24 protein-coding genes and 1 riboswitch are annotated in these 25,974 nt (G+C 70.8%); of the genes, 18 read left to right on the top strand and 6 right to left on the bottom strand.

The features are described from left to right. Positions 1-211 precede the first annotated feature (211 nt). Positions 212-568, top strand: a complete 357-nt coding sequence (gene erpA / locus OTB19_RS14630) for an iron-sulfur cluster insertion protein ErpA (protein ID WP_053676136.1) — start codon at positions 212-214, stop codon at positions 566-568. A 132-nt stretch (positions 569-700) separates the two neighbouring features. On the opposite strand, the gene OTB19_RS14625 is transcribed toward erpA, so the two are convergent. Beyond that, positions 701-2,149, bottom strand: a complete 1,449-nt coding sequence (locus tag OTB19_RS14625; RefSeq protein ID WP_267798591.1) for a hypothetical protein — start codon at positions 2,147-2,149, stop codon at positions 701-703. 111 nt (positions 2,150-2,260) lie between these two features. Beyond that, positions 2,261-2,476: a hypothetical protein gene (locus OTB19_RS14620; protein ID WP_267798590.1), complete on the bottom strand. Its 216-nt coding sequence runs from the start codon at positions 2,474-2,476 to the stop codon at positions 2,261-2,263. A 133-nt stretch (positions 2,477-2,609) separates the two neighbouring features. Between OTB19_RS14620 and OTB19_RS14615 the strand changes: the two genes are divergently transcribed. Beyond that, positions 2,610-3,587, top strand: coding sequence for a carbohydrate kinase family protein (locus OTB19_RS14615; protein ID WP_267798589.1), 978 nt, complete (start codon positions 2,610-2,612; stop codon positions 3,585-3,587). Positions 3,588-3,665: 78 nt separating this feature from the next. Here the strand turns inward: OTB19_RS14615 and OTB19_RS14610 are convergent, their stop codons facing one another. After that, positions 3,666-5,045 (bottom strand): aminotransferase class V-fold PLP-dependent enzyme, encoded by a 1,380-nt coding sequence (locus tag OTB19_RS14610; RefSeq protein WP_267798588.1) that lies wholly within the window; start codon positions 5,043-5,045, stop codon positions 3,666-3,668. Positions 5,046-5,328: 283 nt separating this feature from the next. Here OTB19_RS14610 and OTB19_RS14605 point away from each other — a divergent pair, with 283 nt between their 5' ends. The 4 genes from OTB19_RS14605 (at position 5,329) to OTB19_RS14590 (ending at position 9,828) form a co-directional block, all read left to right on the top strand. Continuing rightward, entirely contained in the window at positions 5,329-6,339 is a 1,011-nt protein-coding gene (locus OTB19_RS14605) for a cytochrome c oxidase subunit II (protein ID WP_267798587.1), read from the top strand. Next, positions 6,336-8,066 (top strand): cytochrome c oxidase subunit I, encoded by a 1,731-nt coding sequence (ctaD, locus tag OTB19_RS14600; protein ID WP_267798586.1) that lies wholly within the window; start codon positions 6,336-6,338, stop codon positions 8,064-8,066. The genes OTB19_RS14605 and ctaD overlap by 4 nt, the downstream gene beginning before the upstream one ends. Further along, positions 8,063-8,461 carry a cytochrome c oxidase subunit 4 gene (locus OTB19_RS14595; protein ID WP_053676068.1) on the top strand — a complete coding sequence of 133 codons (399 nt, stop codon included), beginning with the start codon at positions 8,063-8,065 and terminating at the stop codon, positions 8,459-8,461. Before ctaD ends, OTB19_RS14595 begins: the two co-directional genes overlap by 4 nt. 119 nt (positions 8,462-8,580) lie before the next feature. Further along, on the top strand, positions 8,581-9,828 hold the full coding sequence (locus OTB19_RS14590; protein WP_053676067.1) for a L,D-transpeptidase: 1,248 nt from the start codon (positions 8,581-8,583) through the stop codon (positions 9,826-9,828). 104 nt (positions 9,829-9,932) lie between these two features. Here OTB19_RS14590 and OTB19_RS14585 read toward each other — a convergent pair whose 3' ends face one another. Further along, a complete protein-coding gene (locus OTB19_RS14585) occupies positions 9,933-10,334 on the bottom strand; it encodes a hypothetical protein (protein ID WP_267798585.1) in 402 nt (133 codons plus the stop codon). Positions 10,335-10,534: 200 nt separating this feature from the next. On the opposite strand from OTB19_RS14585, the gene OTB19_RS14580 reads away from it, so the two are divergent. The 6 genes from OTB19_RS14580 (at position 10,535) to OTB19_RS14555 (ending at position 17,807) form a co-directional block, all read left to right on the top strand. Beyond that, positions 10,535-11,155, top strand: coding sequence for a cytochrome c oxidase subunit 3 (locus OTB19_RS14580; RefSeq protein ID WP_053676065.1), 621 nt, complete (start codon positions 10,535-10,537; stop codon positions 11,153-11,155). Between the two features lie 76 nt (positions 11,156-11,231). Beyond that, a complete protein-coding gene (locus OTB19_RS14575; protein WP_053676064.1) occupies positions 11,232-12,041 on the top strand; it encodes a c-type cytochrome in 810 nt (269 codons plus the stop codon). After that, entirely contained in the window at positions 12,038-13,096 is a 1,059-nt protein-coding gene (locus OTB19_RS14570; RefSeq protein WP_053676063.1) for a ubiquinol-cytochrome c reductase iron-sulfur subunit, read from the top strand. Before OTB19_RS14575 ends, OTB19_RS14570 begins: the two co-directional genes overlap by 4 nt. Continuing rightward, on the top strand, positions 13,093-14,724 hold the full coding sequence (locus OTB19_RS14565; protein ID WP_267798584.1) for a cytochrome b: 1,632 nt from the start codon (positions 13,093-13,095) through the stop codon (positions 14,722-14,724). The genes OTB19_RS14570 and OTB19_RS14565 overlap by 4 nt, the downstream gene beginning before the upstream one ends. 190 nt (positions 14,725-14,914) lie before the next feature. Next, positions 14,915-15,979: an anthranilate phosphoribosyltransferase gene (trpD, locus tag OTB19_RS14560; RefSeq protein ID WP_267798583.1), complete on the top strand. Its 1,065-nt coding sequence runs from the start codon at positions 14,915-14,917 to the stop codon at positions 15,977-15,979. 95 nt (positions 15,980-16,074) lie between these two features. Beyond that, a riboswitch (SAM riboswitch) is annotated at positions 16,075-16,191 on the top strand. 230 nt (positions 16,192-16,421) lie between these two features. Then, positions 16,422-17,807 (top strand): aminotransferase class V-fold PLP-dependent enzyme, encoded by a 1,386-nt coding sequence (locus tag OTB19_RS14555; RefSeq protein ID WP_267798582.1) that lies wholly within the window; start codon positions 16,422-16,424, stop codon positions 17,805-17,807. 212 nt (positions 17,808-18,019) lie between these two features. Here the strand turns inward: OTB19_RS14555 and OTB19_RS14550 are convergent, their stop codons facing one another. Both OTB19_RS14550 and OTB19_RS14545 read right to left on the bottom strand, forming a co-directional pair. Continuing rightward, positions 18,020-18,301 (bottom strand): Lrp/AsnC ligand binding domain-containing protein, encoded by a 282-nt coding sequence (locus OTB19_RS14550; RefSeq protein WP_267798581.1) that lies wholly within the window; start codon positions 18,299-18,301, stop codon positions 18,020-18,022. Next, positions 18,298-19,020: a rhomboid family intramembrane serine protease gene (locus OTB19_RS14545; RefSeq protein ID WP_267798580.1), complete on the bottom strand. Its 723-nt coding sequence runs from the start codon at positions 19,018-19,020 to the stop codon at positions 18,298-18,300. The genes OTB19_RS14550 and OTB19_RS14545 overlap by 4 nt, the downstream gene beginning before the upstream one ends. Before the next feature lie 133 nt (positions 19,021-19,153). On the opposite strand from OTB19_RS14545, the gene OTB19_RS14540 reads away from it, so the two are divergent. The 6 genes from OTB19_RS14540 (at position 19,154) to OTB19_RS14515 (ending at position 25,834) form a co-directional block, all read left to right on the top strand. After that, positions 19,154-19,393, top strand: coding sequence for a hypothetical protein (locus OTB19_RS14540; protein ID WP_053676058.1), 240 nt, complete (start codon positions 19,154-19,156; stop codon positions 19,391-19,393). 40 nt (positions 19,394-19,433) lie between these two features. After that, complete coding sequence (locus tag OTB19_RS14535; RefSeq protein WP_267798634.1) at positions 19,434-20,798, top strand: NYN domain-containing protein; 1,365 nt, start codon at positions 19,434-19,436, stop codon at positions 20,796-20,798. 287 nt (positions 20,799-21,085) lie between these two features. After that, a complete protein-coding gene (locus OTB19_RS14530; RefSeq protein WP_267798579.1) occupies positions 21,086-22,126 on the top strand; it encodes a C40 family peptidase in 1,041 nt (346 codons plus the stop codon). 248 nt (positions 22,127-22,374) lie between these two features. Then, positions 22,375-23,418 carry an NlpC/P60 family protein gene (locus tag OTB19_RS14525; RefSeq protein ID WP_267798578.1) on the top strand — a complete coding sequence of 348 codons (1,044 nt, stop codon included), beginning with the start codon at positions 22,375-22,377 and terminating at the stop codon, positions 23,416-23,418. A gap of 25 nt (positions 23,419-23,443) precedes the next feature. Further along, positions 23,444-24,562 carry a hypothetical protein gene (locus OTB19_RS14520; protein WP_267798577.1) on the top strand — a complete coding sequence of 373 codons (1,119 nt, stop codon included), beginning with the start codon at positions 23,444-23,446 and terminating at the stop codon, positions 24,560-24,562. Between the two features lie 129 nt (positions 24,563-24,691). Beyond that, positions 24,692-25,834 (top strand): glycosyltransferase family 4 protein, encoded by a 1,143-nt coding sequence (locus OTB19_RS14515; RefSeq protein WP_267798576.1) that lies wholly within the window; start codon positions 24,692-24,694, stop codon positions 25,832-25,834. The last annotated feature ends 140 nt before the right edge of the window (positions 25,835-25,974 follow it).

The raw sequence follows: 25,974 nt of genomic DNA, 5'->3' as shown, positions 1-25,974 counted from the left end.
TGCCCGATAGCGTCGATGTGACGAATTCGCTCGCCCCGGAACTCGCTCGTCCGTCGGGTTCGTCCCCCCGTGCCGGTGTGCGAGCATGAATATCGAGACAAGGTGCGGGACCCGGAATGAATCCGCGATCGCGCTGGTTGCCACCGACGGCAAGAGTCCGACGTTTCCCCAGCCTCCGGCGGGGAGCCGCCCACTTCGGGAGTGAATGCAGATGTCCGTACAGGACGACAAGACCACTGTGAGCGACGGCATCCTCCTGTCCGACGCCGCCGCCGTGAAGGTCAAGACCCTGCTGGAGCAGGAAGGCCGTGAGGACCTGGCGCTGCGCGTGGCCGTCCAGCCCGGTGGCTGCTCGGGCCTGCGCTACCAGCTCTTCTTCGACGAGCGCTCCCTCGACGGCGACGTCGTCAAGGACTTCGACGGCGTCAAGGTCGTCACGGACCGGATGAGCTCGCCCTACCTCCACGGTGCCTCCATCGACTTCGTCGACACCATCGAGAAGCAGGGCTTCACCATCGACAACCCGAACGCCACCGGCTCCTGCGCCTGCGGCGACTCGTTCAGCTAAGCCTGTACGACGAGGGCCCGCGCACCGGTCGAGTACGACTGGTGCGCGGGCCCTCTCGCATGTCGGGCACCTCGCGGCTCGCATGTCGGCAATCGCTGCCCGGGGCCCCGTCGCGACGGGGCCCCTCCCGGCTCACCCGCGGGGGAGCGGCTTGCCCGTGGTCGCGTCGACCACCTTCCGGTCGCCGAGCGGCTCCTTGAGGGTCACCGTCCGGGACATCTCCTCCGCGATCATGATGCAGTTCTGACCCGGCTTGTTCGGGGTGTCGGTGATCTTCACCAGTACGGACGCGCCCTCCTCGCGCGCCTCGACGGCGTAGGCGCTGCACACCCCGCCCCAGAAGTTCACGGTCAGCTTCCGGTCGGCCTCGGCGTACGAGAACCCGGGCACGGTGCGTCCCCCCGTCGGCGGCACCGGCGCCGGAGCGGTGCTCTCCTCGGCCGAGGCCGGCTGGACCACCGTGTGGCCCGCCGCGCCGTCCTTGCCGGCCACCTCGAAGTGCCAGGCCGGAACCAGACCCCGCGCGCCGTTCACCGTCCCGGGCGCCAGCCCGAGCACGGCGCCCCGCACGGTCTCCGTCCGCGGCGGCTTCATCGGGCGCGGCTCCGGGTTGCAGGGCAGCGTGTCGGTCGCCCCGACCGGGGTGTCCGGAGTCAGCGGAACCGAGGTCGCGCAGCCGCTCGGGCCCGTACCCGTGCCGTTCGACCCCGATTTCCCGGCGTTCAGCCGGGCCAGCGCCTCGACGGCCCCGACCACCGACTGCTCGGCGGCCCGGACCGGCGCCTTCAGCTCGCCGCTCGCCGTCACCACCCGGGAGTCCGGACCCACGCTCACCTTGCTCGACCAGCCCTGCGTGGGCAGGTCACCGACGACGGGGTCCGCCGTCACCACCCGGGCCGAGCCCTGCGCCAGGCGGGCGTCCAGCTTCGCGCCGGCCTGACCCGCGGCGGCCAGCACCGGGGCCGCGGCGGCCTTGGCGGCCTCCTCGGAGACCGGAGTGGCGCCGGCGGAGCCCTGCGGCTCCTTCGGGAGGGTGGCCGGGCCGCAGGTGTCCTGACCGCGCTTGCAGGAGTCCCCGCCCCCGCCGTTGTCACCGGCCGGCTGGAAACGGTTGAACGTCCAGGTGCCGGGAGCCTTGAGGGCGACCGTCAGCCGGGGCCCGGAACCGTCGGCGCCCTCGCCGGCCAGCCACTGCCCGCCCGACAGCCGGGGCGCGCCGGTGACGCCCAACGCGCTCGCCAGCCGCGCCACTTCCTCGGAGGTCACCTCGCCCGAAGCGGCGAACGTCGGCGCCTTCGCCGGGGCCTCGGGCAGCTTCACGTCCGCGCGGTACGTCACCCCGCCGCCGGACGGGTCCGGCTCGCCGGGGGCGATCCCCGGCCCCGAGGGGGTCCCGGCCTCGCGGGCCGCGGCGGCCGTGCGCTCGTTCGTCCGCCCGGCGCCGGAACCGTCGCCGTGGGCCGTCGACGCCCAGTAGGCCGTACCGCCACCCGCGAGCAGGACGGCGGCCGCGATCGAGCCGATGGCCCAGGCCGGCCGCCGTCGTGTGGCGCGTGCTGTGTCGGGTTCTTCGCTGGTCACCGAATCGCTCCTTCACTCGTCCCGTCGTACGTGATGCGGGTGTGACGGACCAGGGGCGCAACCGGTTCCCCCGGGGAGCGGCCGGGGCCGGATCGATCCCGAAGAGACGACCTAGTCGCCGTACTCCGCGGTCGACGCGATCAGGCGGGCCGAGGAGGGCGGGACGCTGATGCCGTGGATCTGGGACGGTGCCACCCGGTCCGGACGCGGGCCCGCCGGGACCGCCCAGTGCGGGGCCATCCGGGCGCAGTCGCCCAGCAGTCGTGCGAAACCGGGACGGATCTCGGCGTTGTGGTCGGCGTACCCGAAGCCATCGCTGTAGGTCATGAGGGCACCGTAGGCCCGGCCCGGCGGGCGAAGAAAGGGCTACTACGGGGTAGTTTCGTACGGTCGGCCGGACGCCGAGGACCGGGTAGTTTTGAATGTCCCCCTTGCCGCCCTCCGCAGGAGCATCCACGCCGTGCGCATCGCAGTCACCGGCTCCATCGCCACCGACCACCTCATGACCTTCCCCGGCCGTTTCGCCGATCAGCTGGTCGCGGACCAGCTGCACACGGTCTCCCTCTCCTTCCTCGTGGACAACCTCGACGTGCGGCGGGGCGGTGTCGGCCCGAACATCTGCTTCGGAATGGGTCAGCTCGGCTCGCGTCCCGTCCTGGTCGGCGCGGCCGGCTCGGACTTCGACGAGTACCGCGCGTGGCTGGACCGCAACGGGGTCGACACCGAGTCCGTGCGGATCTCCGAGGTGCTGCACACCGCGCGCTTCGTCTGCACGACGGACGCCGACCACAACCAGATCGGCTCCTTCTACACGGGCGCGATGAGCGAGGCCCGGCTGATCGAGCTGAAGGCCGTCGCCGACCGGGTGGGCGGGTTGGACCTCGTCCTCATCGGAGCCGACGACCCCGAGGCGATGCTGCGCCACACCGAGGAGTGCCGCACGCGCGGGATCCCCTTCGCCGCCGACTTCTCGCAGCAGATCGCCCGCATGGACGGCGACAACATCCGCACCCTGATGGAGGGCGCGACGTACCTCTTCTCCAACGAGTACGAGAAGGGCCTCATCGAGTCGAAGTCCGGCTGGACCGACCAGGAGATCCTGGCCAAGGTCGGCACCCGGGTGACGACGCTGGGCTCCCAGGGCGTGCGGATCGACCGGGTCGGCGAGGAGCCGATCGTCGTCGGCTGCCCCGAGGAGACCGCGAAGGTGGACCCGACGGGCGTCGGCGACGCCTTCCGCGCCGGCTTCCTGACCGGCCTGGGCTGGGGCGTCGGCCTGGAGCGGGCGGCGCAGGTGGGCTGCATGCTCGCCACGCTGGTGATCGAGACGTTGGGCACGCAGGAGTACACCCTGGCGCGGGCCCACTTCATGGAGCGCTTCACCAAGGCGTACGGGGACGAGGCCGCGGCCGAGGTCCGGTCCCACCTCGCGGCGTAAGGCCGCCCCACCGCGCGGCGGGAGCCCTCCCGCCGCGCATCCGGCCGGGCTCGCGCCGCGCGCCCGGCCGTACGCGTGTCAGTGCAGCCGGCGGACCGCGTACGCCACGCCCACCTCGGCCGCCGTCTCGCCCAGGTAGGCGTGGCCGCGCATCGCGCACCAGGCCGGGATGTCCAGGCGGGCGACCTCGTCGTCCGACACGACCGTCACCGTGCCGCCCACCGGGACGGTCACGATCGCCCGGGCCAGTTCGATCACCGGCTGGGGGCAGCGCAGCCCCAGGGCGTCGAGGCGCACCGCGTCCGCGACCGGCGCGCACGGCTGCGGCTCCGTCACCCCGAGCCGCTCCCGGACGTCGGCCACCGCGCGCGGCAGGACCTCCAGGAAGCCGTTCACGTCGTCGGCGGTGGTCCCGGCCGGCAGGGACACCCGTACGTTCCCCTCCGACAGCACGCCCATCGCCCGCAGCACGTGCGACGGCGTCAGGGTCGAACTGGTGCAGGACGAGCCCGAGGACACCGAGTAGCCCGCCCGGTCCAGCTCGTGCAGCAGGGTCTCCCCGTCGACGTACAGGCAGGAGAACGTGACCAGGTGCGGCAGCCGCCGGTCCGGGTCGCCGACCACCTCCACGTCCGGCACCAGCCGGGCCACCCGCCGCCGGATCCGGTCCACCAGCACCCGCAGTCGGGCCGCCTCCACGTCTGCCTCGGCGCGCACCGCCCGCAGCGAGGCGGCCGCCGCCACGATCGCGGGCAGGTTGGCGAAACCGGGGGAGCGGCCCGACTCCCTTTCGTCCGACGGGCCTTGGGGGGAGAAGCGGACGCCCTTGCGGACCGCCAACAGGCCGACCCCGGGCGGGCCGCCCCACTTGTGGGCGCTCGCGGTCAGCAGCGACCAACCTCCCCCCACCCGGCCCCACGCCAGCGACTGCGCCGCGTCCACCAGCAACGGCACCCCGGCCGCGCCGCACACCTCGGCCACCTCCGCCACCGGCTGGACGGTGCCCACCTCGTGATTGGCCGACTGGAGACAGGCCAGCGCCGTGGTCGGGCCGAGCACGGCGGCGTACCCCGCCGGGTCGACCGCGCCGAAGCGGTCGACCGGCACCTCGGTGACGGTGCCGCCGCCGGCCGCGTGCACCTCGGCGGCGTGCAGTACCGAACTGTGTTCGACCGCCGACACCACCAGCCGGCCGCCGACCCGCCGGCGTCCCGCCAGGGCTCCGGCGAGCCCCGTGTGAACCGCGTGCGTCCCCGAAGGAGTGAACACCAGCTCGTCGGGGCGACAGCCCACCGCCTCGGCCGCGGCCTCGCGCGCCGCGTCCAACAGCACCCGGGCGCGGCGTCCCTCCCGGTACAGCCGGGCCGGGTCGGCCCAGCCCTCGTCCAGGGCGGCCTGCAGCGCCTGACGGGCCACAGGGTGCAGCGGGGCGGCTGAGGCGGTGTCGAAGTACGGCATCGGGCCACGCTAACCGCAGGCCCGGGGCGCCCGAGGTCAGGGGTCGTCAGTTGTCCGCCGGAGTGCGCCATTCAGGGCCGGATGGCCCGTCCCCCGGACGGCGGATCCACCCCTTCGGGGTCAGTAGCGGCGCGTTGGGCACCCTCCCCGCGCGACCCCAAATAGCGTCCAGTAGGGTTTGGTCCGCATAAACATCCAAACCCCTGCCTGCGTCAGGGCCGGCGACCGACCCGAATACGGCCGCGGCCAGCCACGCGGGCCGAGACTCTCGGGAAGGCGCTACGTGAGTCCCTACGGCTCCGACCGCTCGCCGCGGCGCCCGATGCGGCGGAAGCTGCTCCAGGCGCTGACTGCGGGCGTGGTCCTGGCGACCGCCACTGGTTGCTCGTATACATGGAAAGACTTCCCTCGCCTCGGAATGCCGACTCCGGTAACTGAGGAGGCGCCGCGCATTCTCTCCCTCTGGCAGGGATCCTGGGCTGCCGCGCTGATCACGGGCATCCTGGTGTGGGGCCTGATCCTGTGGAGCGTCATCTTCCACCGGCGCAGCCGCACGAAGATCGAGGTTCCGGCGCAGACCCGGTACAACATGCCCATCGAGGCGCTGTACACCGTGGTCCCGCTCATCATCGTCTCGGTGCTCTTCTACTTCACCGCGCGTGACGAGTCGAAGTTGCTCGCCCTCTCCAAGCCGGCCCACACCATCAACGTGGTCGGCTACCAGTGGAGCTGGGGCTTCAACTACATCGAGGACGTCGACGGCGACCCCGCGACCCCGAAGCTGCCGGCCCCGTCGGTCGGCGAGGAGAAGAAGGAGGGGGCCGTTTCGGTCCCCAAGGAGCTCGCCTCCATCCCGGACCGCTTCGCCAAGGACTTCCCCAAGGGCGCCGAAGGCGTCTACACCCAGGGCGTCCCCGGTGACCGGAACCCGCAGACGGGCAACCCGGGTCCGACCCTCTGGCTCCCCAAGGGCGAGAAGGTCCGCTTCATCCTCTCGTCCAACGACGTCATCCACTCGTTCTGGGTGGTGCCCTTCCTGTTCAAGCAGGACGTCATCCCCGGCCACACCAACGTCTTCGAGGTGACCCCCTCCCAGGAGGGCACCTTCATGGGCAAGTGCGCCGAGCTCTGCGGCGTGGACCACTCCCGGATGCTCTTCAACGTGAAGGTCGTCTCGCCGGAGAAGTACCAGGCGCACCTGAAGGAACTGGCCGAGAAGGGGCAGACCGGCTTCCTGCCGGCCGGCATCAAGCAGACCGACCCGGCCCGGAACTCGGAGACGAACAAACTGTGAGCATCCTCAACGAATCTCAGGGTGCCGCCGCCGACTCGTATGAGAACGAGCTGCCGGTACGGCGCAAGCAGCCGGGCAATGTCGTCGTGAAGTGGTTGACCACCACCGACCACAAGACCATCGGCACGATGTACCTGATCACGTCGTTCGTGTTCTTCATCATCGGCGGGATCATGGCGCTCTTCATGCGCGCCGAGCTGGCCCGTCCGGGCACGCAGATCATGTCGAACGAACAGTTCAACCAGGCGTTCACCATGCATGGCACGATCATGCTGCTGATGTTCGCCACCCCGCTCTTCGCGGGCTTCGCGAACTGGATCATGCCGCTGCAGATCGGCGCGCCCGACGTGGCGTTCCCGCGGCTGAACATGTTCGCGTACTGGCTGTACCTCTTCGGCTCGACCATCGCGGTCGCCGGCTTCGTGACGCCGAACGGCGCGGCCGACTTCGGTTGGTTCGCCTACTCGCCCCTGTCGGACGCGGTGCGTTCGCCGGGCATCGGCGCCGACATGTGGATCATGGGTCTGGCCTTCTCCGGCTTCGGCACGATCCTCGGCTCGGTCAACTTCATCACCACGATCATCTGCATGCGCGCCCCCGGCATGACGATGTTCCGCATGCCGATCTTCACCTGGAACGTGCTGCTGACCGGTGTCCTGGTCCTGCTCGCCTTCCCGGTCCTCGCCGCCGCGCTCTTCGCGCTGGAGGCGGACCGGAAGTTCGGTGCGCACGTCTTCGACGCGGCCAACGGCGGCGCCTTGCTGTGGCAACACCTCTTCTGGTTCTTCGGACACCCAGAGGTGTACATCATCGCCTTGCCCTTCTTCGGCATCATCTCCGAGGTCATCCCGGTCTTCTCGCGCAAGCCGATGTTCGGTTACATCGGTCTGATCGCCGCGACGATCGCGATCGCCGGCCTCTCGGTGACGGTGTGGGCCCACCACATGTACGTCACCGGCGGTGTGCTGCTGCCGTTCTTCTCCTTCATGACCTTCCTGATCGCGGTACCGACCGGTGTGAAGTTCTTCAACTGGATCGGCACCATGTGGAAGGGCTCGTTGTCCTTCGAGACCCCGATGCTCTGGGCCGTCGGCTTCCTGATCACCTTCACCTTCGGTGGTCTGACCGGCGTCATCCTGGCCTCGCCCCCGATGGACTTCCACGTCTCCGACTCGTACTTCGTCGTCGCGCACTTCCACTACGTCATCTTCGGCACCGTGGTGTTCGCGATGTTCTCCGGCTTCCACTTCTGGTGGCCGAAGTTCACGGGCAAGATGCTGGACGAGCGCCTCGGCAAGATCACCTTCTGGACGCTGTTCGTCGGCTTCCACGGCACCTTCCTGGTGCAGCACTGGCTGGGCGCCGAGGGCATGGCGCGTCGTTACGCCGACTACCTCGAGGCCGACGGCTTCACCGCGCTGAACACGATCTCCACGATCAGCTCGTTCCTGCTCGGCCTGTCGATGCTGCCCTTCATGTACAACGTCTGGAAGACGGCGAAGTACGGGAAGAAGATCGAGGTCGACGACCCGTGGGGCTACGGCCGTTCGCTCGAATGGGCGACGTCCTGCCCGCCGCCGCGGCACAACTTCCTCACCCTCCCGCGGATTCGTTCCGAGTCCCCGGCGTTCGACCTGCACCACCCGGAGATCGCGGCCCTCGACCACCTTGAGGACCACGGCGCCGGCACCAAGGCCGTCACCGGTGGCAAGGAGGCCGGCAAGTGAAGATCCAGGGCAAGATGTTCCTCTGGCTCTCCTTCTTCATCCTGATCATGGCCGTCGTGTACGGCGTGTGGTCGAAGGAGCCCGTGGGCACCACCGCGCTCTTCCTGGCCTTCGGCCTGAGCGTCATGATCGGCTACTACCTGGCCTTCACGGCCAAGCGCGTCGACGAGATGGCCCAGGACAACCTGGAGGCCGACGTTGCCGACGAGGCGGGCGAGCTGGGGTTCTTCTCCCCGCACAGCTGGCAGCCGCTCTCGCTGGCCATCGGTGGCGCGCTCGCCTTCATGGGCGTCATCTTCGGCTGGTGGCTCATGTACTTCTCGGCCCCGATCATCGTGATCGGCCTGTGGGGCTGGGTGTACGAGTACTACCGCGGTGAGAACCAGAACCAGTAACAAAAGCGGCACCCACGCACGACACCAGGGGCCCGGACACCTCGAGCAGAGGAGTCCGGGCCCCTCGTTTGCAGTCACCCCGCGCGCCGTAATTGTCATATCTTCATAGCGTTAGCCCCATGAACCACTCACCGCGTCTTTGGACGGTAATCGGCTGCTCCCTGCTGGTCGCGTCCCTCGGGGCCGGCGCCACCGCCTGTGGGTCCGAAGAGGAGAACCCGCTGTCCGCCCGCCCGTTTGACGCGGGCGAGCAGGTCGCCTTCAACCAGAAGGCCGGCGGACGCCCCGTGGACCACAACCGGCCACTGGAGATCACCGCGAAGAGCGGCGGCGGCCGGATCACCGACGTCACCGTCGTCGACACCCACGGCCGCCGCCTGGCCGGCGAACTCACCGCCACCGGCGAACGGTGGCACAGCACGGTCCCGCTGGCCGCCGGCGTCCGCTACACCGTCACCGTCAACACGGAGGACGAGAGGGGCGCTCCGGGGCAGCGCACGATGGCGTTCGACACCACGCCCTCCAAAGGGGTCCTCCAGGTCGAGTTCGGGCCCGAGGAGGGCAAGTACGGCGTCGGACAGCCCATCACGGCCGAACTCAACGAACCCGTCAAGGACAAGGCCGCCCGCGCGCTGGTCGAGCGCGGCCTGGTCGTCGACACACCGGAGGGCGTCGAGGGCGCCTGGCACTGGGTCGACGACAAGAACCTGCACTTCCGGCCCAAGGAGTACTGGCCGGCCAACACCACCGTGTCCGTACGGAGCAACCTGGAGGGCGTCAGGATCACCGACGACCTCTACGGCGCCGCGGCCAAGCCGCTGAAGCTGGAGATCGGCGACCGCGTCGAGGTCACCACCGACGCCTCCTCGCACTACCTCACCTTCCGCCGCAACGGAGAAGTGATCAACACCATTCCGGTGACCACCGGAAAGCCGGGCTTCTCCACCCGAAACGGGATCAAGGTGGTCCTCGGCAAGCAGTACTTCGTCCAGATGCGCGGCGACACCGTGGGCATCGGCGGCAGCGAGTACTACAACCTGCCCGTCTACTACGCGACGCGCGTCACCTGGAGTGGTGAATACGTGCACGCCGCCCCGTGGTCCGTCGGCTCCCAGGGCTACGAGAACGTCAGCCACGGCTGCACCGGCATGAGCACGGGCAACGCCGCCTGGTTCTACGAGAACATCACCGAGGGCGACGTCGTCAAGGTGATCAACAGCATCGGCGACGACATGGACACCTTCGGGAACGGCTTCGGCGACTGGAACATGGAGTGGAAGGAGTGGCGCGAGGGCAGCGCCCTCCTCAAGGGCACGCAGGACGGCCGCAGCCCCGTCGACCAGGCCCGACTCCGCCCGCAGGTCTGAACCGGCGCGCGCGGGCGCGCAGAACCCCCCGAAAGAGGCCCTCGATCGGCCCACGGGGGCCCGTACGGGCCCCCGTGGGCCGTTTGCACGCGGCGCCGCGCCGTTTACGCGTCCAGGGCCAGCCGGGGCCGCAGCAGGCCCGCCAGGACCTCCGGGAAGTCCACCGGGTCCACCGGAAGGGTCACCGCCGCGTCCGCGCGGCTCCAGGTGGCCAGCCAGGCATCCTGGGGGCGCCCCATGAGCAGCAGGACCGGCGGGCAGCGGAAGATCTCGTCCTTGATCTGCCGGCACACCCCCATGCCCCCGACGGGGGTGGCCTCCCCGTCCAGCACGCACACGTCGATGCCGCCCGCGTCCAGCGCGGACAGGACCGCCGGAAGGGTCGCGCACTCCAGGAACTCCACCGGCGGCAGGTCCGCGGCCGGCCTGCGTCCGGCGGCCAGCCGCACCTGCTCCCGGGTGCCCGCGTCGTCGCTGTAGACCAGAACTCGCGCAGTCGCCCGCATTTCGTTCCTCCACGTGTCCCGTGAATCACGTTGATGTTGCGCGGGATGCTACTCCGTCCGACCCGGTGTCAACATCGGTTCGCACAGCCTCGCGAGTACCCGTCCGGGACCCGATCTGATGGGCCGTTCGGGCCTTGCACACGCCCCTGACACTCCGAACGGCACCCCCCGGGGTGAGGGCGGGATAAGCGACCGACATAATGTCGGTCGTGGCGACAGCAACGACAGTAGATACCGGGCACGCGCACCCGACGGTCAACCGGCCGAACCTCGTCAGCGTCGGAACCATCATCTGGTTGAGTTCCGAGCTGATGTTCTTCGCGGCCCTCTTCGCGATGTACTTCACCCTGCGATCAGTGACGGGTGCCGAGTACTGGACAGAACAGGCCTCGGCCTTGAATCTGCCCTTCTCGGCGACGAACACGACGATCCTGGTGCTCTCCTCGCTCACCTGCCAGCTCGGCGTGTTCGCCGCCGAGCGCGGTGACGTGAAGAAGCTCCGGACGTGGTTCATCATCACGTTCGTCATGGGGGCGATCTTCATTGGCGGCCAGGTGTTCGAGTACACCGAGCTGGTCAAGCACGAGGGCATGTCTCTCTCGTCCGGCCCGTACGGATCGGTGTTCTACCTGACCACCGGCTTCCACGGCATGCACGTGACGGGCGGTCTCATCGCCTTCCTGCTGGTCCTCGGCCGGACGTACGCGGCCAAGAGGTTCACCCACGAACAGGCCACGTCGGCCATCGTCGTGTCCTACTACTGGCACTTCGTCGATGTCGTCTGGATCGGCCTCTTCGCGACGATCTACCTGATCAAGTAGCGAACACGTCGCCGGGCCCGACCCGGCACTCCATCCAGAAACACCGACGCAGAAGATCCTGACACCGGGGTAATCCGTGAAAAAGCTCTCCGCACGACGACGCCATCCGCTGGCGGCGGTCGTCGTTCTACTCTTCGCGCTGGCGGCCACTGGGGGGCTTTACGCCGCCTTTGCCCCCGCGGGCAAGGCGCAGGCCGATGAAACCGCCCAGTCCCTCGCCATCGAGGAGGGCAAGAAGCTCTACGCCGTGGGCTGCGCAAGCTGCCACGGAACCGGCGGTCAGGGTTCCTCTGACGGCCCGAGCCTGGTCGGCGTCGGCTCCGCCGCCGTCGACTTCCAGGTGAGCACGGGCCGCATGCCCGCCCAGCAGCCCGGCGCCCAGGTGCCGAAGAAGCCCGTGATCTACTCGCAGGCCCAGATCGACCAGCTGGCCGCGTACATCTCGTCTCTCGGCGCCGGCCCGATCACGCCGACCGAGAAGCAGTACGACCCGGCAGGAGCCGACATCGCCAAGGGTGGTGAGCTGTTCCGCAACAACTGCGCGCAGTGCCACAACTTCACCGGCGAGGGCGGCGCCCTGACGCACGGCAAGTACGCCCCCAACCTTGAGGGCGTCGAGCCGAAGCACATCTACGAGGCCATGCTCACCGGCCCGCAGAACATGCCCTCCTTCCCGGACAGCACCATGCCGGAGAAGCAGAAGAAGGACATCATCGCGTACCTCCAGAACGTGAACGGCGAGAAGTCGAACAGCCCCGGTGGTCTCAAGCTCGGTGGCCTCGGCCCCGTGTCCGAGGGTCTGTTCGGCTGGATCTTCGGTCTGGGTGCGCTGATCGCTGTCGCCGTCTGGGTCGCGGCCCACACCGCTAAGGCCAAGAAGTCATGAGTAGCCAAGACATTCCCGAAGAGAAGCACCTGCCGAGCGAGCAGGGCGACGCGCACCACGGTGGCGTAGCGGTCGCGGACGATCCGTTCGCCGACCCGGGCCTTCCGGTCCACAAGCCGCGCATCCAGGACATCGACGAGCGGGCCGCCAAGCGGTCCGAGCGTACGGTCGCGATGCTGTTCACGCTGTCGATGCTGGCCACGATCGGCTTCATCGCCTCGTACGTGGCCATCCCGATCGACAAGATCGTCTACATCTTCCCCGTCGGGAAGGTGAGCGGCCTGAACTTCGCCCTGGGTCTGACCCTGGGCGTGGCCCTCTTCTGCATCGGCGCGGGCGCGGTCCACTGGGCCCGCACCCTGATGTCCGACGTCGAGGTCGCCGACGAGCGGCACGCCATCGCCTCCCCGCCGGAGGTCAAGGCGAAGGTCCTCGCGGACTTCGCCGACGGCGCGCGCGAGTCCGACATCGGTCGACGCAAGCTGATCCGCAACACGATGTTCGGCGCGCTGGCCCTGCTGCCGCTCTCCGGTGTCATCCTGATGCGCGACCTGGGCCCGCTGCCCGAGGACAAGCTCCGCAAGACCATGTGGGCCAAGGGCAAGCTGCTCATCAACGACAACACGAACGAGCCGCTGCGTCCCGAGGACGTCATCGTCGGCTCGCTCACCTTCGCCCGGCCGGAAGGCCTGGAGGAGGAGCAGCACGACTTCCAGACACAGATCGCCAAGGCTGCCCTGATGATCGTCCGCATCCAGCCGGACGACATCAAGGACAAGCAGGAGCTGGAGTGGTCCCACGACGGGATCGTCGCCTACTCCAAGATCTGCACCCACGTCGGCTGCCCGATCAGCCTGTACGAGCAGCAGACGCACCATGTGCTCTGCCCGTGCCACCAGTCCACCTTCGACCTCTCCGACGGCGCCCGAGTCATCTTCGGCCCGGCTGGTCACGCGCTTCCGCAGCTGCGGATCGGCGTCAATGACGAAGGTTTCCTCGAGGCGCTCGGCGACTTCGAAGAGCCCGTCGGTCCTGCTTTCTGGGAGCGCGGATGAGCACTGCCACCACTGACACCAGCGCGCGCAAAGCGCCCGCCGGCGAGCGCGTAGCGGACTGGGCGGACGGTCGCCTGGGCATCTACGGCCTCGCCAAGGCGAACATGCGCAAGATCTTCCCGGACCACTGGTCCTTCATGCTGGGTGAGATCTGCCTCTACGCCTTCGTCATCATCATCCTCACGGGTGTGTACCTGACGCTGTTCTTCCACCCGAGCATGAACGAGGTCGTGTACCACGGCTCGTACGTGCCGATGCAGGGCGTCCAGATGTCCGAGGCCTTCGCCTCGACCCTGGACATCAGCTTCGACGTCCGCGGCGGTCTGCTCATCCGGCAGATCCACCACTGGGCGGCGCTGATCTTCGTCGCGGCCATGGTCGTGCACATGATGCGCGTCTTCTTCACGGGTGCGTTCCGCAAGCCCCGCGAGGTCAACTGGATCTTCGGCTTCCTGCTGCTGGTCCTCGGCATGTTCACCGGTTTCACCGGTTACTCGCTGCCGGACGACCTGCTCTCGGGCACCGGTGTCCGCTTCATGCAGGGCGCCATCCTGTCGGTCCCGGTCGTGGGCACCTACCTGTCGATGTTCCTCTTCGGCGGGGAGTTCCCGGGCGGCGACTTCGTCGCGCGGTTCTACTCGGTCCACATCCTGCTGCTGCCCGGCATCATGATGGGCCTGCTGGTGGCCCACCTGATCCTGGTCGTGTTCCACAAGCACACCCAGTACGCCGGCCCCGGCAAGACGAACAAGAACGTCGTCGGCATGCCGCTGCTGCCGGTCTACATGGCCAAGGCCGGAGGCTTCTTCTTCCTGGTCTTCGGTGTCATCGCGGCCATCGCGGCGATCGCCTCGATCAACCCGATCTGGGCGCTCGGCCCGTACCGCCCGGACCACGTGTCCACCGGCGCGCAGCCCGACTGGTACATGGGCATGCCGGAAGGCCTGATCCGAGCCATGCCGGGCTGGGAGATCAACCTGTGGGGCCACACCCTCGTCCTGGGCGTGTTCATCCCGCTGCTGCTCTTCCCGCTGGTGCTGGGCGCGATCGCCGTCTGGCCGTTCATCGAGTCCTGGGTCACCGGGGACAAGCGCGAGCACCACATCCTGGACCGCCCGCGCAACGTCCCGACCCGTACGGGCTTCGGTGTCGCCTGGATCGCGGAGTACATCGTGCTCCTCATCGGCGGCGGCAACGACATGTTCGCCCAGTACTTCCACCTGTCGATCAACTCGATCACCTGGTTCGTCCGGATCGGCTTCTTCGTCGTCCCGGTCCTCGCCTTCATCGTCACCAAGCGGATCTGCCTCGGCCTTCAGCGCCGGGACCACGACAAGGTGCTGCACGGTCGCGAGACCGGTGTCATCAAGCGCCTGCCGCACGGTGAGTTCGTCGAGGTCCACGAGCCGCTCCCGCAGTCCCAGCTGCACACGCTCACCGCGCACGAGCAGTACCGGCCGATCGAGCTGGGCCCGACGGTCGACGAGAACGGCGTCGAGCGCAAGCTCACGGCCGCGGAGAAGCTCCGCGCGAAGCTCAGCAAGGGCTTCTACGCGGAGAACAACCAGATTCCGAAGCCCACGGTGGAGGAGTACAAGGAGATCCAGAGTGGCCACGGCCACCACTGATCCCGCGTGACCGTTTGACCGCACCCGCATGAGGGATTGATTCCGGTCAATCCTGGTGTCGCCACGGCGAGAGCCCCGTCCAGACCCTGGACGGGGCTCTTTGCCGTCCTGCGCGGCTGGATAGGCTGAAGCCCTTCCCATCAGACGTGGGCGGCGAGCACAGGGCGGCCCACTAGCGCAGGAGCGGACCATGGACGTTGTGACCCCGGCAGGCGGCGACAGCGTGGCGGCCCGCGGTTGGCCGGGCGTGCTCGACGCCCTGCTGACCGGCCGGGACCTGCGCGCCGAGGACACCGCCTGGGCCATGGACACGATCATGCGCGGCGAGGCCACCGACGCCCAGATCGCCGGCTTCGTGGTGGCGCTGCGGGCCAAGGGCGAGACGGTCGAGGAGATCGCCGGGCTCGTCGGGAGCATGTACGAGCACGCGAACCTGATCGAGGTGCCCGGCCGGACCGTGGACATCGTCGGAACCGGCGGCGACGGGGCCAAGACGGTGAACATCTCCACGATGTCGGCGATCGTGGTGGCCGGTACCGGCGCCAAGGTCGTCAAGCACGGGAACCGGGCCGCCTCCTCCGCGAGCGGCTCCTCGGACGTCCTGGAGAAGCTCGGCGTCAACCTCGACCTCACCCCCGCGCGGGTGGCGCAGGTCGCCGAGGAAGCCGGCATCACCTTCTGCTTCGCCGTGAAGTTCCACCCCGCGCTGCGGCACGTGGCGGCGGCGCGCAAGGAGCTGGGCATCCGGACCCTGTTCAACTTCCTCGGCCCGCTGACCAACCCGGCCCGCGTCCGCGCCCAGGCGACCGGCGTGGCCGACCCCCGGGTGGCGCCCATCGTCGCGGGCGTCCTTGCCGAACGCGGTTCCTCGGCGCTCGTGTTCCGGGGCGACGACGGCCTCGACGAGCTGACCACCACGGGCACCTCCCGGGTGTGGTGGGTACGGGACGGATCGGTCACCGAACTGCCCTTCGACCCGCGCGACATCGGGATCGACGTGGTCGACGTGTCCGCGCTGCGGGGCGAGGACGCCTCGTACAACGCGGACGTCGCCCGGCGCCTGCTCGCGGGCGAGACCGGCCCGGTGCGCGACGCCGTCCTGCTGAACGCGGCCGCCGCCCTGGTGGCGCTGGACCCGGGCAGCGGCTCGCTGGAGGAGCAGATCGCGGCCGGCATCACCCGGGCGGCGCAGTCCATCGACTCGGGATCCGCGCGGGCCTCGTTGGAGCGCTGGGTGAACGCCAGCAACGCGTAGGCCGGCTCGTCCGAACGGCGTGAAACAGCCGACCCCGGTCCACGATGCGGACCGGGGTCTTGCGCACGACGGATCGTGTGGCAGGATTCTGCCCAGGTCACGAGTGACAGCGTTTAGGCCCCGGCTTGCTGTCCGGCAACCCTCCTTCCGTGGCGGGGTGCCCCGGGTGATGACCAGGCCGTAGGCAGTGAGGTCTACGGCAAGCGCGGATCCCTCGACACCAGGGATCCTGGTCTCTCGAGGAGTGTTTTCCGTGAGCAAGCGAATGCGATAGGGCGACTCCGCCCCTTCTTCACCCCTCGGAACAGGGTCCTCTTCGCGTACCCGTGTACGCCCTCCCGTGCTCCGAGGTCATCCCCGTGCCCCTCCGGTCGGCCGCCGAGCCGCACCCGCGTACGGGCACACCGAAGCCATTCAGCCCTGCCTGCCGGGAGATTCCGCCATGTCCGCATCCCTGAACACCGCCGTCACCACCGCCGACGTCGCCGCCGACCCCGCCTGTGTCGAGCCGCTGCCCGTGCTCGGCCGTGACGTCACCGTGCCGCTCGTCACCGGCGGCGAGGTCACCTACGCCGCCCTCGACTACGCGGCCAGCGCCCCCGCCCTGCAGCGGGTCTGGGACGACGTGGCGGCCTACGCCCCGTACTACGGCAGCGTGCACCGGGGCGCCGGGTACCTCTCACAGCTCTCCACCGACCTGTTCGAGCAGAGCCGGGTCACCGTCGCGGAGTTCCTCGACTGCCGCGCCGAGGACCAGGTGATCTTCACGCGGTCCACCACCGACTCCCTGAACCTGCTCGCCGCCGCGCTCCCGGCCGACTGCCAGGTCTTCGTCTTCGAGACCGAGCACCACGCCTCCCTGCTGCCCTGGGGGGACGCGCAGGTCACCTACCTCAACGCGCCGCGCACCCCGGCCCAGGCCGTCGAGACCCTGGAGCGGGCGCTGGCCGGGCGCGATCCGTACGGTCCCGCGCTGGTGTGCGTGACCGGGGCGTCCAACGTCACCGGGGAACTGTGGCCCGTACGGGAACTCGCCACGGCGGCGCACGCCCACGGCGCGCGGATCGTGCTGGACGCCGCCCAGTTGGCCCCGCACCACCCCGTGTCCGTCCAAGAGCTGGACGTGGACTGGGTCGCCTTCTCCGGACACAAGCTGTACGCGCCCTTCGGCTCGGGCGTGCTCGCCGGCCGCGCGGACTGGCTCCAGGCCGCCGAGCCGTATCTGGCCGGCGGTGGCGCCTCCCGCAAGGTGGCCCGCCGCGAGGACGGCGGCGTGGACGTCGAGTGGCACACCACGGCCGCCCGCCACGAGGCCGGTTCCCCGAACGTCATCGGCGTCTACTCCATCGCCTCCGCCTGCCGCGCCCTGAAGGAGGCCGGGTTCGAGAACCTGGTCGCCCGCGAGAACCACTTCATCGCGAAGGTCCGCGAGGGCCTGGCCGACGTCCCGGCGGTCCGCGTGCTGTCCCTCTTCGGGGACGACGCCCCGCGCGTCGGCGTCATCTCCTTCGTCGTCGACGGCTGGAACAGCTCGCACTTCGCCGCCGCCCTCTCCGCGGAGTACGGCATCGGCGTCCGCGACGGCCTGTTCTGCGCCCACCCGCTGGTCCGCACCCTGCTCGGCAGCGAGCCGCAGGAGCCGGGGGAGTGCGGGGCGCCGGAGGCCGGTCCGGGGGAGCGCTCGCTCAACGCGATCCGCGTCAGCTTCGGCGCCGGCACCCCCGACGAGCACGTCGAGCGGTTCGTCGGCGCGGTCAAGGAACTCGTCGCCGACGGGGCCAAGTGGCGGTACCGCACCGAAGAGGGCCGCTGCGTCCCGGCCGTCTGAGCCGTCCCGGCCGTCTGAGCCGTCCCGGCCGTCAGACCCGGTGTGGCCGTCAGACCCGGTGTGGTCGACCGCCCGACCCCGTGCCCACCGCCCGAACCCCGTGCCGACCGTCCGCGTCGGCCCTGAACGCCGCGCGCCCCGGTCGGGAGGATTCCCGCCGGGGCTTTCGGCCGTCGCGAGGGCTGCCGGCCGTCGACACGCCCGGCCGGAAACTACGCGTCGAGGCCGATCGCGAAGGCGGCTTCCAGGTCGTGCTGGGAGTACGTGCGGAACGCCACGTGCGTGTCCGTGGCCTCGACGCCCGGGATCTTGCTGATGCTGCCCGGGATGATGTCCGCGAGGTTCTCGTGGCGGGCCACCCGGACCAGGGCGATCAGGTCGTAGGTACCGGTGACCGAGTAGACCTCGCTGACGCTGTCCAGCGCGGCGATGGACTCGGCGATCTCGGGGATGCGGTCCACGCTGGTCTTGATGAGCACGATCGCGGTGATCACGGTTGGCTTTCTCCCTCGCCGGCAGTCACTGGTCGCCTCACTCTAGTCGCACGCCGGTAACGCACCCACGCGTAGCCGAAGCCCAGGGAGAAGCCCACCACGTGGGCCAGATAGGCGACTCCCGGACCGCTCTCCGCCCGGTGCGCGGCCACCCACTGCAACGCGAACCAGAACACCAGCACGATCCAGGCGGGGAAGCGCAGCGGCAGGAAGAACAGGAACGGGAACAGGCTGGTGACCCGGGCGCGCGGGAACAGGCACAGGAACGCCCCGAGCACCGCCGAGATCGCGCCGGACGCCCCGACCAGGGTCTGGTCGGAGGAGGCGTTGGCCGCCGCGTAGGCGCCCAGGGCGAGGTAGCCCGTACAGACGTAGAAGACGAGGAAGGCCGGGCGGCCCATCCGGGCCTCCGTCATCGCGCCGAAGACGTACAGGAAGAGCATGTTGCCCAGCAGGTGCAGCCAGCTGCCGTGGACGAACAGCGCGGTCAGCGGGGTGAGCAGCGCCCGGGCCGATCCGGACAGGAGCTGGTCGGGAACCACGCCCCAGCGCCGGAAGTAGTCGGTGCCCCGCGCGAGCAGCTCGTCGCCGGTCCCGTAGACCGGATTCATGCCCGACGCCGGACCGAGGACGAACACCACGCAGCAGCCGGCGATCAGCGCGTGGGTGATCACCGGGCCCCTGGAGGCCTCGCGGACGGCCTGCCACCTTACGATCATGCGACCGAGCATGACCCAACCGGACCCCCTCGGGGCGGTGGCAGGCCGTAGGGTTACGAGCTGCGGTCCGCCGTACGGCTCAGCGGGCCGCTTTAATTGAAACTGAAAGAGCCACGAAGGAGAGAGCGGCCTGATGACGGTTCCCCAGCCGACCGACACCACCCGGTGGCGCTGCACCCTGTGCGGCAACCTCACGCGTTTCGACGTGACCCGTTCGTCGAAGGTCGTGGAGTACATCCACCTGGACCTCGCCGGGGAGCCCAAGGTCGAGGAGCGAGAGGTGGTCAATGAGACCATCGAGTCGGTTCGCTGTCGCTGGTGCAACGCGGTGGACCAGATCGAGCTCGTGGACAGGCCGGGCGCGGACTCCTGAGGGAGCCGGGCCCACAGGTAGATCACGGTAGGGGTGACGGATTGTGGAGCCAGCAAGCGGCGCTGAGCCGGCCGACGCGGCCGGCGACGCCGCCGAGGTGCTCGACCGCCCGCTGCCGGAAGGCGTGCGGCGCAGGGTCGTCGCACTCGTCTCGGACGCCTTCGGCGGACTGACGGTCGGGGACCTCCCGGCGCAGCTGCGCCAGTACGCCAGGTTCACCCCGACCCGGCGTGCCAAGTTCGCGGGCAACGCCATGGCCGCGGCCGTGGAGACGGACGCCGTCTTCCGCGGCCGGGTCGCCGAGAAGCTCCGCGAGGCGCAGACCGAGCTGGCCGGTGCCCTGGAGTCCGGGGCACCGCCGGCCGCCGCCGACCCGCTGGACGTGGCGGCCGCCGCGTACGTGCTGCGGCCGGCCGGCTGGGTCAAGCTGGTGGCCGCCGCGGGCGAGGAGGCGCAGCGCGCCGACGCCGAGCGGGTCGGCGACGAGACCCGGCGCGAACTGGAGCGGCTCCGCGAGGAGCTGGCGCACGTACGCGAACTGCAGCGCAGCGGCGGTGAACAGGTGCGCGGCGAGCTGGACGCGGCGCGCAAGGAAGCGGAATCGCTTCAGCGCAAGCTGCGCAGCGCCCTCAGCGACGTCAAGCGGGGCGAGGCGGCCCTGCGCAAGGTCAACGCCGAGATCGACGGGATCCGCGGTGAGGCGGCGGCGCAGGTGACGGCCGCCGAGAGCGAGACGCGGCGGCTCAAGTCCCGTCTCGCGGAGGTGGAATCGGCGCTGGAGACCTCGCGCCGGGCCACCCGCGAGGGACGCAGCATCGAGGACATGCGGCTGCGGCTGCTCCTGGACACCGTGTTGGACGCGGCGGCCGGACTGCGCCGCGAGCTGGCGCTGCCGCCCGTGTCCACCCGGCCCGCGGACACCGTGGAGGCGGTGGAGCCGGGCCGGATGACCCCGAAGGACATCGCGGCGCGGGCCCTGTCGGAGACCGATCCGGCGCTGCTGGACCAGTTGTTGGCGCTGCCCCAGGCGCATCTGGTGATCGACGGCTACAACGTGACCAAGACCGGCTATCCGACGATGCCGCTGGAGAAGCAGCGGCTTCGCCTGCTGGGTGGGCTCTCGATGCTGGCCGCGCAGACGGGCGCGGAGATGACCTGTGTCTTCGACGGTGCGGAGCTGGCGGCCCCGGTGCTGCTCGCCCCGCCGCGCGGGGTGCGGGTGCTGTTCTCCAAGGCGGGGGTGACGGCGGACGAGCTGATCCGCCAGTTGGTGCGGGCCGAGCCCGCCGGCCGGCCCGTGGTCGTGGTCTCCACGGACCGCGAGGTGGCCGACGGGGTGGCGAAGGCGGGTGCCCGGCCGGTGGCGTCCGCGCTGCTGCTGAAGCGGCTCGCCCGGGTTTCGTAGTACCTGCGGCTTCTGTCCCTTCCTGCAACGGCTGTGCGCAATGCCGGTATTGGCGGGGCGGTGGAGGGAACGTACCGTCAACTGACCGGTACGGAGCGTGCGAAGACGGTAAAGAAGCCGGTCGGCGACCGGAATTTTGCCTTCGAGGATTTGAACTGATCACAGCCGGGTCACTAGGGTCTGTTCAAACCTTCGTACGGTCGTTCACTCATTCGGGGTGTCGGCGGAGGCGTGCTGCCGAGTGTGTGACCGTCTTCGGCGGCTCCAGGAAGAAGGAGCTCGCGTTCGTGGCGTCCCACCGTCGACCCAAGCCGCCGACCCGCACGCGCGTGAGCGTCCTCACCGCCCTCGCCACCGCGGCCGTCGCCCTCTCCGCCCAGTCGGCCCACGCCGCCCCGGACAAGCCGAAGAAGGATGAGGTCAAGGAGCAGGTCGACGCCCTCTACGAGGAGTCCGAGCAGGCCGGCGAGAAGGCCAACGCGGCCAAGGACCGCCAGGACAAGCTGGAGAAGGAGATCGGCCGGCTCCAGGACCAGGTCGCGCGCGGCCAGGCGGACCTCAACGACCTGCGCAACACGCTCGGTTCGATGGCCACGGCCCAGTACCGCGGCGGCGGCCTCGACCAGTCCATGGAACTGCTCCTCGCCGAGAACCCGCAGGACTACCTCGACAAGTCCTCCATGCTCCAGCAGATGAGCGGCAAGCAGGTCGAGGCGATATCCCAGATCCAGACCAAGCAGCGGACCCTGGCGCAGCAGCGCGCGGAGGCCGGTGCCAAGCTCGCCGACCTCGACGCCACCCGCAAGGAGCTGGCCGAGAAGAAGGCCACCGCCCAGCGCAAGCTCGCCGAAGCCCAGGCCCACCTCAACTCGCTGACCGCGGAAGAGCGCAGCCAGCTGAAGAACGCGGAGGCCAAGGCGGGCGAGGAGGCTGCCAAGGCCGCCGGCGGGGGCGCCAAGCCCGGTGCGGTGAAGGGCTCCGGGCGGGCCGCGCAGGCACTCGCCGCCGCCCTGACCCAGGAGGGCAAGGGCTACAACCTGGGCTCCACCGGCATGGCGTACTGGGACTGCTCCAGCCTGGCGCAGTGGGCCTACGGACAGGCCGGCGTCCAGATCAGCCGCACCACCTACACGCAGGTCAACGACGGCACGCGCATCGGCATGAGCCAGCTCCAGCCCGGTGACCTGGTGTTCTTCTACGACGACCTGCACCACGTCGGCCTCTACGCGGGCAACGGCCAGGTCTTCCACGCCTCCAACCCCCGGGGCGGCGTCAAGTACGAAGCCATGAGGAACATGCCCTTCCAGTTCGGCGTCCGCGTCGGCTGACCCCGCGCCTCCCCGGACCGGGGAGGCGCGCCACGCACCGCCCATCCGGGCGAATTGCGCGGCCCCGCTCTGACCTCGCGCCCCGCCGGTGACCTGCGTCTCCGGCGGGGCGCCGGTGTACCCGGCCCCCGACGGTCGTTGGTCGGCGCCCCGTCGCGCCGCTACTGTCTGCCAGCGCGGAACCCGGCACACGGCCGTCCACGGAGGGCGGACCCGGGCCCCGCGCAAGCGGAAGGGAGCGGTTCCACGTGGCGTCCCATCGCCGGCCCGGCCTCACCGGCCTCGACCGGAACACGAAGATCACCGTCCTCACCGCCGCAGCGGCCACCGCCGCGGTCGCCATGACGGGAGCACCCGCCGGCGCGGCCCCCGGTCTCCCGCAGGACCCCTCGGCGGGCGCCCGAGCCCAAGTCGACCGGCTCTTCGAGGAAGCCGAGCAGGCCACCGAACGCTTCAACGAGGCCGGTGAGAAGGCCGGCCGGCTCCGCGCCGAGATCAGCCGCGCCCAGGACTCGGTCGCCCGGGGCCAGGACCGCATCAACACCATGCGCGGGGTCCTCGGCGCCTTCGCCGGAGCCCAGTACCGCTCGGACGGCATGGACCCCACCCTCTCGCTGATGCTGTCGGACAATCCCGACGACTACCTCGACAAGGCGGCCGTCCTGGGCCGGCTCGGCGACCGCCAGGCCTCCCAACTCGACGAACTCCGCGAGGAGCAGCGCCGGATCGCCCTGCAACGCCGCGAGGCCTCCCACAAGCTCGCCGAACTGGACGCCCTGCGCACGGACGTCGCCCGGCACAAGCGGTCCGTCACCGCGAAGCTCGCCGCCGCCCGCCGGCTGCTGAACGCGATGCCCTCGCAGGAACGGGCCGACTTCGAACACGCCTCCCGCTCGGGCGACCGGCCCGGCTCGCTCCCCGAGATCCCCTCCGCCGGCGCGTCCTCGGGCCGGGCCGCGACCGCCGTGATGGCGGCCCGGGCCGCCGTGGGTCGCCCGTACGTGTGGGGTTCCACCGGCCCCTCCGGCTTCGACTGCTCCGGGCTGATGGTGTGGTCCTACCGCCAGGCCGGTGTCTCGCTGCCGCGCACCTCGCAGGCGCAGCGGCACGCGGGCCGGCAGGTGCCGCTGTCGCAGGCCCGGCCCGGCGACCTGGTGACGTACCGCTCGGACGCCAGCCACGTAGGCATGTACGTCGGCAACGGTCAGGTGGTCCACGCCCCCTACCCGGGCGCGCGGGTGCGCTACGACCCCGTCGGCATGATGCCGGTGTCCTCGGTGACCCGGCCCTGAGGCGGACGCTGCGTACGATCGACTGATGCTCCCGCGTCATCGGCCGGTCGTACGAGTCCTGCCCCTGCTGCTGTGCGCGCTCCTGGTCGGATGCGGCCTGTCCGGCGCCGCCCCCCTGGACCCCGGCGTCCGGCGCGCCGTGGCCGACTGGTCCGCGGCCCCGCCCGCGCGGCTCGCCGGGATCCCGCTGGAGGGCTGGTCGTACGAGGTCGCCTCGGTCCGGCGGGACGGCGACCGGGCGCTCGCGCGGGCCCGGCTCCACTACCGGCTGACCGGCCACGACGCGGCCCCCGCCGAATCGGCCCGCGAGGTCGACCTGACCCGGGACGACGGGACCTGGCGGGTGACCGGCGACCGACCCGCCCCGGGAGCCCCGCCGCAACTGTGGGACCAGGGCGACCCGACGGTGGTCCGGGGCGCGCACGCGCTGGTGCTCGGCGTCGGACAGACCCGGCAGACCCTGTCCGGGATCGCCGCCGAGGCCGACCGGGCGGTGCCCGCGGTCGACGCCGCCTGGCCGGGGCCCTGGGCGGGGCGGGTGGTGGTGCTGGTCCCGGGCACGCTGGACGCCATGGCCGCGCTGCTGGGGCAGCCCGCCGCCGCGTACCGGGGCATGGGGGCCGTCACCACCGGCAAGGCGGGGGCCGGGCCCGCGCCGGCCGACCGGGTGGTCGTCAACCCCGAGGGGTACGCCCAGCTGTCGGGGGCGGGCCGCCGGATCGTGCTGACCCACGAGGTCACCCACGTGGCCACCCGCGCCGCGACCACCGCCGAGACCCCGCTGTGGCTCTCCGAGGGCTTCGCGGACCGGGTGGCCTACCGGGACACCGCGAGCACGCCGGCCGAGGCGGCCCCCGCGCTGGGCCGGGCCGTGCGGCGCGGTGAACTGCCGGCCGCGCTGCCCTCGAACGAGGCCTTCGCGTTCGGCGGGGACCCGGACGCGCTGGCCCGCGCGTACGAGGGCTCCTGGCTGGCTTGCCGGCTGATCGCGGCCAAGTGGGGCGACGCCACGCTCGTCCGGCTCTACGAGTCGGCGGGCCGCGAGCCGCTGCCGACGGCGCTGGCGGAGACGATCGGCGGCGACCTGGCGGGCCTGACGACGGCCTGGCAGGCGGCCCTGAGCGGGGAACTGGGAGCCCCGTAGCCCCTGGCCCGGGCACCCGCCCGCCCGGCCTCCCGCCGGGCCTCCGGCGGGGGCGTGCCGCCGAGGGCGGGGGAGGGCCGGCGGGGACCGCGCGGGTGCGCGCCGGACCGTCCGGTACTTTGGCTGACGATGCACAAGACGCTGATCGTGACCAACGACTTCCCGCCGCGACCGGGCGGCATCCAGGCCTTCCTGCACAACATGGCGCTGCGCCTGGATCCCGACCGGATCGTCGTCTACGCCTCCACCTGGAAGCACGGCGCCGAGGGCCGCGAGGCCACCGAGGCCTTCGACGCGGAGCAGCCCTTCCAGGTGGTGCGCGACCGCACGACGATGCTGCTGCCGACCCCGCGGGTGACCCGGCGGGCCGTCGGCCTGCTGCGCGAACACGGCTGCGAGTCGGTGTGGTTCGGCGCGGCCGCCCCGCTCGGCCTGATGGGGCCCGCGCTGCGCCGGGCGGGGGCGCGGCGGCTGGTCGCGACCACGCACGGGCACGAGGCCGGCTGGGCCCAGTTGCCGGCCGCGCGGCAGTTGCTGCGACGGATCGGCGAGGGCACCGACACCCTGACCTACCTCGGGGAGTACACGCGCGCCCGGATCGCCTCGGCGATCACGGACCGGGCGGCCGCCCGGATGGTCCAACTCCCGCCCGGCGTCGACGAGAAGACCTTCCACCCCGAGTCGGGCGGCGCGGAGGTCCGGGCGCGGCTCGGGCTCGCCGAGCGGCCCGTGGTGGTCTGCGTGTCCCGGCTGGTCCCGCGCAAGGGACAGGACACCCTCATCGAGGCCATGCCCCGGATCCTGGCCGCGGTGCCCGACGCCGTGTTGCTGATCGTGGGCGGCGGCCCGTACGAGGCCGACCTGCGCCGGCTCGCCGCCGAGACGGGCGTGGCCGACTCCGTGGTCTTCACCGGGGCGGTCCCGTGGTCGGAGCTGCCCGCGCACTACGGCGCCGGGGACGTCTTCGCGATGCCGTGCCGGACCCGGCGCGGGGGACTGGACGTCGAGGGGCTCGGGATCGTGTACCTGGAGGCCTCCGCGACGGGGCTCCCGGTGGTCGCGGGCGACTCGGGCGGCGCCCCCGACGCGGTGCTGGACGGGGAGACCGGCTGGGTGGTCCGGGGCGGCTCCCCGGAGGAGGCGGCCGACCGGATCGCCACCCTGCTGCTGGACCCGGAGCTGCGCCGCCGCATGGGCGAGCGGGGCCGCGCGTGGGTCGAGGAGAAGTGGCGCTGGGACCTGCTGGCCGAACGCCTGCGCGAGCTGCTTTGAGGGTCCGCCCCCAGGGCTCTGTCCCGTAATCGGTGGTAGCGGTGCGTTGCCTCCTGTCATGCTGAGGCGTGCTTGAAGTCAACGCCCTTGTGGGTGTGGTGTTTTCGGGACTTTCCGCCTTGGTCATCGAGAGTGTGGCG

It is taken from the genome of Streptomyces sp. H27-H5 (assembly GCF_026627505.1).
In the GTDB taxonomy this organism is placed as follows: Bacteria; Actinomycetota; Actinomycetes; order Streptomycetales; family Streptomycetaceae; genus Streptomyces.
This window is presented reverse-complemented; position numbering and strand designations above follow the sequence as displayed.